Here is a 5,695-nt window from a genome sequence, read left to right on the forward strand (position 1 = left end):
GGAAGTTAAGCTCTCTAGCGCCGATGGTAGTTGGGACCTTGTCCCTGTGAGAGTAGGACGTCGCCAAGCAACTTTAAGACAAGTCAGAATGACTTGTCTTTTTTGTGTTTTATAAAAATAAGAATGGGTGGTAAATCTCAGTTTTTATAATTTCACTTTATTGTTCACATCAACAAGTTCAAAACGCTCACAGACGAGTAACATATCTTCAGAGAAATTAAGACCAAGCTCATTTAGTTCCTTTGTAAAAAAACGAACATGGGTGTCTCTCCAGTAATTATAAGTACGATCTCCTTCGCCTTCAGCGATAGCGAATTCTTCGCTTACTTCATTCATTGGTGTTACAGTTACTTCTATTATCTTAATAATAGCTACAGGTTCATCATTACTATTAAGTATAATACTATAATCATTAGTGGTCGGTAGCGGTTCATTTTCTAATTCATAAAAAATGTGACCGGAGCATGTAGCAGTTTTAATACCGTCAATTACTAGTTGTGCAAGATAATTAGGGGAATCTCCAAATTGCCAAGCTATAACAGATTCTGGTTTTTTGTTGTTTCCCCAATAAGTATTCCAATATGTCTGTGCTAATTGATTCATTTTATCGTCACCTCACTCTAATTAAATTTAGTCGCTTTATAATTCCTAGGAAATTTATTTATTTATTTATTTATTCTGTCTTTGTGCTCATTTGAAATTTGTATCAGTGTGTTGCAAATTAAAAAGATACTATGTGGAATGAATATGGTTTGTAAATATGTTCTGTATATATATGGAATCTTTAATTTTCCAATTGCATTTTATGATAAAGGATATAGTTACTTAAAGAACGTTCAGACTATTAATGGTAGCTTATTATCACTATGCCATATTGAAGTGAGTAGTACTAGAGTTGAAATAGATAAAAAACCGATATTCTAAAATTGAATATCAGTTTAATGATATGTGACTTATATGAATCTATAGTAATACGAAAAGCGTAAATAAGATAGCCAACAAAATACGATAGTATGCAAAAGGTCTTAAACCTATCTTCTCTAAAAGCTTTAGAAAAGTTACTACCGCTAGCATCGCTACGGTAAAAGAGGTAATGAATCCTACCGCAAACATAGGGATGTCATCGACACTTAAATACTCCCAGCTTTTTAGTAAGTCTAAGCCTGTAGCTCCAACCATTACAGGAAGAGCTATTAGAAAAGAGAACTCGGATGCGGTTTTATAATTTACTTTTGCTAATAGACCTCCAGAGATAGTAGAGCCAGCTCTAGAGAAGCCAGGGTATACTGCTAAGCACTGAAATAATCCAATTGTTAAAGCTTGACGGTATGTTAAATCGTCCAGTGAATAGGCGGTTGCCTCTTTCTTTTTTACTTCTGCAAAGATCATAAGAATTGCCCCTGCTACAAGTCCAATCACAACAGTGTATGGCTGAAATAAGTATGTTTTAATAATATCATGTAGTAGCAAACCAGCCACTACTGCCGGAAATACGCCAAGAAATACATGAAACGCGTTGAATTTTTTCTCTTTCCGTAGAAGAGGCTTAATATTACATAGAGAAACGAGACGTTTATGATATAAAATTGCAATAGCTAAAATTGCGCCTAGCTGAATAACAATTTCAAACGTTTTTGCTCTTTCTCCTTCAAAGTCTAATAAATGCCCGACTAATATAAGGTGGCCAGTAGAAGATATAGGTAAAAATTCAGCTAATCCTTCTACAATACCGAGTATGAAGGCAATAATGATATCGCTCATAGTTTCACTCCTATAAATTAATGAATGTCTACTTTTTTAAAATAGAATAGTGTTGCAATAAATCCGGAAATTGTTGTTACTGCAATGATGATATAAGAATACTCTGGTGGATATGTCGGTTGTAATTCATTATTTGCGATATCTAGAGTAGCGGTCCACGGAAATAAATCTTTATGCTTGGAGTTTACGAGCATAAGATTGGTCATTGTAATAATGACTGTTAATATAATGGGCGGTACATAGCTCTTCATGACAAGAGTTAGTAGTACAATAGGTGAAGACAATAGAAAGAGAAGTCCACCACATATTAAAAATTCTAGGAAAGAACTTAAAAGTAAAGCAATGTTAAAACCAGGGAAATTCCCCAATAGCCCTAATATTAAAGTAAGTGTCCAAGCGACTAAAGTTAGCATCATGATCCAAAGAAAGAGAATGATGAATTTACTTATAATAAAGCTAATGCGCGACACGGGGATAGTTAGTAAATTTTTTAGTGTATCTTCTGCATATTCGCGGGTAAGCAAATATGCAACCACTACTCCATATAAGGGGAATCCTATAACTAAAGTAGTATATAAGTTAACATCAGTGAATAATTGATGGAACCAAATAGTCGGAGTTGGCTGTTTTGTTTTTATATGTATATAAGAGGCTACTACAACTAAGAAAGGTGCGACACCAGCACCAATAATGCTAATTAAAAACATATTAGAGCGTTTTAATTTTAAGAGTTCTGTATAGAGTAGATTAACCAATTGTTCCACCTCCAACTAGCTTGGTGAAATAATCTTCTAGTCTATCTTCACTTATCATCATTTTTAATACTTCAATACCATTAAGAACTAATGTTCTATTTATGTATCCTTGTTGTCCAAAATGAGAGTAAATACGAATATTCCCTTCATCGTGTACTTCATAATCAAAAATTTGAAGATGATTTTCTAATAACATCACAGCTTTATTGTCATTATTCACTTGAAACTCTATGTACTTACGATTTGCTTTACGTAGCGTATCAAGAGAAACTTCTTCTAGTAACTTTCCTTCATGAATAATTCCGATACGATCGACTAACTGTTCTACCTCGGCTAATATGTGACTAGAAATGAGTATGGTTATATTTCTTTCTTGAGCTAAAGAATGAATAAGTTTTCGCATTTCTTTAATACCAATAGGGTCTAGTCCGTTAGTTGGTTCATCTAATATGAGTAGCTCGGGATAATGGAGAAGAGCGCGTGCAATTCCTAAGCGTTGCTTCATTCCTAAAGAATACTTTCCTACTAACTTTTTTGTCTCATGCTGCAAGCCTACTATTTCTAATGCTTCTTCGATAGCATTCTTTTTGTGAACCCCAATTATCTTTGCATTAATTAATAGGTTTTCTTTTGCAGTTAAGTTTTCATAAAATCCTGGAACTTCAACTATAGAACCAATTCTGCTTAAAATATCTTTTTGATTTTGGAATAAGTTCTCTCCAAATATTTCAATCGTTCCACTTGTAGGCTTTATAAGACTAAGCAGCATACGAATGGTTGTTGTTTTACCAGCACCGTTGCGGCCTATGAAGCCATAAATCTCCCCTTGTTGAACATTAATATTTAAATTATCTACTGATTTTTGATTGCCATATACTTTAGTAAGGTTAGTCGTTTTTATAATTGTATTTATAGGAGACACCTGCTTTCTATAAGTTCTTACTTACATCATAAAAAGGAAGGCTTAACTGCATATTAATCATTTCTTAACTATTTCTTAAAAGTATTGTGTTTTGGAATAGAAAAGCCAAGAATAGTTCGTTTCCATGGAGTGCTTTCAACCCATATATGCCCACCATTTCTCTCAACGAGCGCTTTAGAAATAGAGAGCCCGAGACCACTACCACCAAACGAGGAGTTTCTTGATTGTTCGCTTCGGTACATTCGCTCAAACACATTTTGTAAATCATGCTTTGGAATACCAGGGCCTTTGTCCCAAATATGAAGTTCATATTCTCTATCGGTTTCTAGTAGTTCGACTCCTACTATTTTTCCATCCTTTCCGTAATAAATGGCATTTTTCATTAAATTACTCATAATCCGCATAAGGCTCAGATGGTCTGCGATAATAGGGCAAGTAGATTCTGGTATGAGAACTTGCAGTTCGATGTTATGTTTTGAGAGCTCAGGTAAAAATTCAATCAAAACTTCTCTAGTAACTTCAGAAAAGTCGAGTTCTTCTTCTTTTAGTGGAAATTCATTAGCGTCTAGCTTCGCCATATTGAATATTTCATCAACTAGGTGCTTTAAGTTATTTGATTTCATATAAAGTATTTTAAGGTATTCTTGTTTTTCTATTTCAGAGACAGCAACCCCATCTTTTAAAGCATCTATATATCCGATGATGGAGGTGAGTGGTGTTCGTATATCGTGGGAGATACTAGACAAAAGTTGTTTTCTGGATTCCTCGGATCTTTTGGCTTCAATCTGAACTTGCTCTAATTTAGCTATTAGCTCGTTTATTGAAAAAACGATATTATGTAATGAGTGGTCATTGCTTGTGAATAATCTCGTTTGTAAGTTTCCTTTTAGTACACGACTTAATTTAGTATCCATTGCCTTGCGATGTTGAATGAATTGTATTCTTGAAAAGAAGAGATAAATTGTAATTAAGATAAGGATTATAAATAAAGACATTTTTAATCTTGGTTCCATTTGTATGTTTAAAATCCCACAAATGATAAGTTGTAATGTAATAAGGGAGAGGGTTTTATCAGTCTTCAAGCTTTTCACCTACAAACTTATAACCAATTCCCCATATAGTCTGAATGAATTTTGGATTGGAAGGGTCGATTTCTATTTTCTTTCTAAGTTTTCGAATATGTACCATAACGGTATTGTCATCTTCTATATAATTATCGTCCCACACATTTTGGAAGAGCTGTGTTTTTGTAAATACTTGTCCTGGGTTTGAAGTAAAGAATTTTAATAGTTCCAGTTCTTTTCCGGTTAAGTTAATTTCTTCTTTATTTGTATGAACTGTGTATGTATTTAGATTGAAAGTTAGTCCTTTAAAAGATAAAGTTGTTTTTTGTTGAGCAGTATTGCTACTTCCAAGAACTAAAAAACGCCGCATAAGAGCTTTTACTCGTGCAATTACTTCGTGAATGCTGAAAGGTTTTGTAATGTAATCATCAGCACCAATGCTTAAGCCTAAAATTTTATCAATTTCGTGATCTTTAGCGGTGAGCATTAATATAGGTACGTTAGTTTTATATCTAAGCTTTTTACATACCTCGATTCCATCTATTTTGGGCATCATAAGATCTAATATAACGAGGTTATAGTTATTTTGATTAAATAAATGCAAGGCTTCTTCGCCGTTGATTGCAGTGTCTACCATATATAATTCTCGTTCTAAATATATTTTTAATAAATTTCGGATTTCTTTATCGTCGTCTGCTAAAAGGATACGTATATCTTTCATATTTTCACCTGCTTCTAATAGAGTTTTATTGATAGTACAACAACTCTCTAATTATATACTAGTATTTGTTAAAATAAGGTTGCTAGTTTTGTTGGAGGGAAACGTCCGCACGAGTTAAGTCTAGAGCTCAAATTAACTCGAATATGTTTGGAAGAATAAATTAAAGAGAAGCAGAAAGCGTGCTCCGATAATGAAATCCTATAGAGACGTGTCTAGTTAAAAGAGCATAAAAATATTAACTTGAATATCTTTATAAAAAGATGTTGACGATTATACAAATGAAGTGTAATATAGAACAAGTCGCCGATGACATTAACGTCGCAAGCGACAAACGAAATAAAAAACTTAGTTGACATTAACTAACGAAGATGTTAACATAAGGAAGTCGCAAATGAGCGACCAAGTAGTTCTTTGAAAACTGAACGAAACAAACAACGTGAAACGTCAATTTTTATTTTTAGATGCTAGACAA

General features: G+C 33.5%; 6 protein-coding genes. All 6 read right to left on the reverse strand.

The window, feature by feature from the left end; genetic code table 11:
- Positions 1-144 precede the first annotated feature (144 nt).
- Complete coding sequence (locus MR167_RS30025) at positions 145-603, reverse strand: ASCH domain-containing protein (RefSeq protein ID WP_001072428.1); 459 nt, start codon at positions 601-603, stop codon at positions 145-147.
- A 360-nt stretch (positions 604-963) separates the two neighbouring features.
- Entirely contained in the window at positions 964-1,761 is a 798-nt protein-coding gene (uppP, locus tag MR167_RS30030) for an undecaprenyl-diphosphate phosphatase UppP (RefSeq protein WP_242316130.1), read from the reverse strand.
- 17 nt (positions 1,762-1,778) lie between these two features.
- Positions 1,779-2,516, reverse strand: coding sequence for an ABC transporter permease (locus MR167_RS30035; protein WP_000247718.1), 738 nt, complete (start codon positions 2,514-2,516; stop codon positions 1,779-1,781).
- Entirely contained in the window at positions 2,509-3,438 is a 930-nt protein-coding gene (locus MR167_RS30040) for an ABC transporter ATP-binding protein (RefSeq protein WP_000074583.1), read from the reverse strand. The genes MR167_RS30035 and MR167_RS30040 overlap by 8 nt, the downstream gene beginning before the upstream one ends.
- 68 nt (positions 3,439-3,506) lie before the next feature.
- Entirely contained in the window at positions 3,507-4,520 is a 1,014-nt protein-coding gene (locus tag MR167_RS30045) for a sensor histidine kinase (protein WP_242316131.1), read from the reverse strand.
- Positions 4,510-5,223: a response regulator transcription factor gene (locus tag MR167_RS30050; protein ID WP_000652005.1), complete on the reverse strand. Its 714-nt coding sequence runs from the start codon at positions 5,221-5,223 to the stop codon at positions 4,510-4,512. The genes MR167_RS30045 and MR167_RS30050 overlap by 11 nt, the downstream gene beginning before the upstream one ends.
- Positions 5,224-5,695 lie beyond the last annotated feature (472 nt).

It is taken from the genome of Bacillus cereus group sp. BfR-BA-01355 (assembly GCF_022663675.1).
GTDB classification, from domain to species: domain Bacteria; phylum Bacillota; class Bacilli; order Bacillales; family Bacillaceae_G; genus Bacillus_A; species Bacillus_A thuringiensis_S.